This window comes from Streptomyces sp. cf386, from assembly GCF_900103585.1.
Lineage (GTDB): Bacteria > Actinomycetota > Actinomycetes > Streptomycetales > Streptomycetaceae > Streptomyces.
Genome location: NZ_FNHV01000052.1, coordinates 1 through 1,393, shown reverse-complemented (window position 1 = coordinate 1,393; position 1,393 = coordinate 1). Strand labels below are relative to the sequence as shown.

The following is a 1,393-nucleotide window of genomic DNA, read 5'->3' as shown; positions in this document are numbered from 1 at the left end:
CGCGAGGAGCTGGCCACGCTGGCGGGTATCAGCATCGACTACTACGTCCGTCTGGAACGCGGCAAGGAGACCCGGCCCAGTCCCTCAGTGCTCGACTCCCTCGCCCGCGCCCTGCACCTCGACGACGCCGAGCACCAGCACCTGCGTGAGCTGGCCGCACGGGCCGCCAGATACGCTCCCGAACCCGCGCCGCCGCCCAGTCGTACCGTGCGCCCGCACCTGAAGCAGATCCTGGAGACCCTGCGGCCGAGCCCGGCCTACATCGTCAGCCGTACCAACGACCTGCTCGCGGCCAACCCTGGTGGGCTGAGGCTGCTGGCCGGGATCGAGGAGTGGCCGCTCAAGCAGCGCAACATCGCCCGCTATCTCTTCCTGCACCCTGCCGCCCGCGGCCTCTTCCACGACTGGGCCACCCAGGTCCGCGGCTGCGTCGCCCGCCTGCGAGCGCTCGCCGGCACCGACCCCGACGCACCCGACCTCACCAGGCTGGCCGGTGAACTCCTGCTGAACAGCCCGGAGTTCGCCCGCCTGTGGGAGCGCTACGACATCAAGGGCCACTCCTACGGCCGCAAGACGTTCCACCACCCCGAGGTCGGCGATCTCACCCTCGGCCACCAGTCCATGCAGCTGGAGGGCACGCCGGGCCACCGGCTCCTCACGTACTACGCCGAGCCGGGCACCCCCGATTACGACGCCCTCGTCCTCCTCGACATGCTCGGTTCGCAGCCGACGCCGCACGAACCGGCCTCGTCCTCAGACGAAACCACCTCGCCGTCGACCTGATCCTTCGTCAGGACTGTGTGCGGCGTTGCTGCTCCGCGTTCGTGTCGGGATGTCCGGCGGGCTGCGGTGTGGTCATGTCGAGAAGCAGCATGGCGTCATGGTCGGGGCTGCCGGGTTCGGCGGTGTAGACGCCCAGGCGTTGGCCGGGGGTGCCTTCGAGGTGCATGCTCTGGCCGCTGAGGGTGAGGACGCCGACCTCGGGGTGGTGGAAGGTCTTCTGGATGCTTTTGCGCCCGACGACGTCGTAGCGCTCCCACAGCTTGGCGAAGTCGGGACTCTTGAGCAGGAGTTCGCCCACCAGGTCGGTGAGATCGGGGGCGTCCGGGGCGGTGCCGGCCACGGCGCGGAGCCGGGCGACACAGCCGCGGACCAGGTTGTCCCAGTCGGGGAAGAGGCCGCGGGCCGCGGGGTGCAGGAACAGGTAGCGGGCCAGGTTTCGCTGTGTGGCGGGCCAGTCGGCCAGGCCGGCATACAAGGCGAGGCCGCCAGGGTTCCAGGCGAGCAGGTCCATGCTGCGGCTGACGATGTAGGCCGGGCTCGGCCGCAGGGTCTCCAGGATCTGCTTCAGGTGCGGGCGCACGGTACGACTGGGCGGCGGCGCGGGTTCGGG

The 1,393-nt window shown here is 70.4% G+C and carries 1 protein-coding gene and 1 pseudogene; one reads left to right on the top strand and one right to left on the bottom strand.

The genetic code is table 11. The features are described 5' to 3' along the window. Positions 1-783: helix-turn-helix transcriptional regulator (locus BLU79_RS47235; RefSeq protein WP_093912232.1), on the top strand; the 783-nt coding region annotated here is incomplete at its 5' end. Between the two features lie 7 nt (positions 784-790). Here BLU79_RS47235 and BLU79_RS47230 read toward each other — a convergent pair. Further along, positions 791-1,393: pseudogene (locus tag BLU79_RS47230) on the bottom strand (transcriptional regulator); the annotation flags it as partial.